The 2,484-nt window shown below is 45.7% G+C and carries 2 protein-coding genes; both read left to right on the plus strand.

All coding sequences use genetic code 11. The features are described from left to right. A partial coding sequence (locus F6K37_RS38050) for a PAS domain S-box protein (RefSeq protein ID WP_287256251.1) occupies positions 1–2,264 on the plus strand: 2,264 nt, incomplete at its 5' end. After that, on the plus strand, positions 2,254–2,484 hold a 231-nt coding region (locus F6K37_RS38055; RefSeq protein ID WP_287256254.1), incomplete at its 3' end, for a response regulator. The genes F6K37_RS38050 and F6K37_RS38055, both read left to right, overlap by 11 nt.

Below are 2,484 nucleotides of genomic sequence, written 5' to 3' on the forward strand. Positions count from 1 at the left end.
ACCATCAATGGTGGACACACATCCATCCCGATGATGTAGACCAGGTGATCAAAGCTATGGAGGATCACTTAGCACAAAAAACCTCCTATTATATTCAAGAGTATCGCTTACAGTGCAACGACGGCAGCTACAAATGGATTCTTGACCAGGCACAAGCACTTTGGAATGAAACAGGTGATGCAGTGCGAGTGGTTGGTTCAATTACGGATATTAGCGATCGCAAGCAGACAGAAGAAGCATTGCAAGAAAATGAAAAGGCGCTGAAGTCCAACCAAGAGCGGCTCGAAGCAATTATGAGTTCTCTTCAAGACGTGGTGTGGTCAGTATCACTCCCTTCTGGGATACTGCGCTATGTTAATATAGCCTTCGAGCAAGTTTACGGTCGCCCAACTTTCGAGTTATTCAGCGATCAAGACAACCTCTGGCGACAGTTTATTGTCCCAGAAGACCGTGATCGTGTTGAGAAGGCATGGCGAGCTGTTCAAGAAAACCGTCGTGAATCGTGGGATTTAGAATATAGAATTCAGCTCAGTAATGGAGAAATTCGCTGGCTGAACGATCGCGCTCATGTGGTTATCCGTGATAATGGCACCTCTGTACATCTTCATGGCATCACTACGGATATCACCAAGCGTAAACAGCAAGAAGCTGAACTGCAACAACTCAATCGAGAATTGCAACAACTCAATCGAGAATTAGAGATTAGGGTTCAACAGCGCACAGCTGCTTTACTCGAAAGCGAACAACGATTCCGCTCGTTGTTTGAATCTGCCCCGGATTTTATCCATATCTTAGATACTCAGGGCATGATTGAGCAAGTCAACCCCGCTGTCATCCAGCAGTCAGGTTATTCTGAATCAGAATTGATCGGTAATCGGTTAGAAGAGTTTTTTACCCCCAGATACCAAAACATTTGCCAGCAAGAGTTTCCGGTTTTACTGGAGCAAGGAACCCATCGTCAAGAAATTGAGTTTGTCTGCAAAAATGGCACTGTTCTTACCACAGACTCTTCCTGCTCAGTGGTTCATGATACCCAAGGAAACATTAGTTATATCTTAGTGTTGCAGCGAGATATTAGTTCACGCAAACGATTTGAACAAGAACGTACCCAGTTAATTGCTAGCTTACAGGAATCAGAGCGACGGTGGCGCAGCCTTCTCGAAAATGTGCGACTGGTGGTGGTGGGACTAGACCGAGAGGGTAAAGTGGAGTATGTTAATCCCTTCTTCCTAGAATTGACTAAGTACACAGAAGCAGAAGTTTTAGGCAAGGACTGGTTTGAAAAGTTCCTGCCCAATTACCAGCAACAGTCAGTACAGCAATACTTCCAAGATATCCTAGAGCCAGACTTTCAATCCCACTATCAGCATTCGATTCTGACTAAATCAAAGCAAGAAAAAATCATTGCTTGGAATAATACCCTACTCCAAAATGTCCAGGGAGAGGCCATTGGCACCATGAGTATTGGGGAAGATATTACCGAGCGCTACGCTATTGAACGGATGAAAGATGAATTCACCTCAGTGGTCAGCCACGAACTCCGTACCCCCTTAACCTCGATTCATGGTGCCTTGAACCTGTTATCAACTGGTCTAATTCAACCTCAGTCTGAACGAGGACAGCGTGTGATTGGCATTGCCGCTGACAGTGCTGAGCGTTTAGTGCGACTGGTTAACGATATTTTGGAACTCGAACGTCTGGAATCCGGTAAGATCCGTTTGTCGAAGCAGCCGGTGAATGCAGCTGAGTTGATGGTTAAAGCTGTTGATCAGGTGCAAGTGATGGCTAATCGAGCTGGGGTTAAATTGGAAGTCTCGCCCCAAGCCGTTGAATCTGAGATTGAATTCGAGGCTGATAGCGATCGCATTATTCAAGTAATAACCAATTTACTCAGCAATGGGATTAAATTTTCAGACAGAGGTTCTAGCCTATGGTTAACAGTGGAACTGCAACAGCCAGAGGAACCAGAAACCACCTCACCCCCTGACCCAAACAGTGCCATGATCTTATTTACCGTTAAAGACCAAGGTAGGGGAATCCCTGCTGACAAACTTGAAAGTATATTCGGGCGTTTTCAACAGGTTGATGCTTCCGATGCCCGTAAAAAGGGAGGGACGGGTTTAGGGTTAGCGATTTGCCGTAATATAGTGGAGCAGCACGGAGGCAAAATCTGGGTTGAGAGTACTGTTGGTGAAGGCAGCAGTTTTTATTTTACCTTACCAAAACAAACAGCAGCAGCAGAAGGTGACAACCATGACAACTAAGCGCATTTTAGTGATTGATGATGATGATGGGGTTCGAGAAATCATCCAATTTTCTCTAGAAGCAGCAGCAGGGTGGGAAGTCTTGACAGCTGCTTCTGGTAAAGAGGGATTAGCTAAGGCTGAGGCAGATCAGCCTGATGCTATTCTGCTAGATGTCATGATGCCCGAGCTGGATGGACCGGCTACCTTTCGACAGTTACAAGCTAATGCAGTAACGGCG

It is taken from the genome of Moorena sp. SIO4E2 (assembly GCF_010671945.1).
In the GTDB taxonomy this organism is placed as follows: Bacteria; Cyanobacteriota; Cyanobacteriia; order Cyanobacteriales; family Coleofasciculaceae; genus Moorena; species Moorena producens.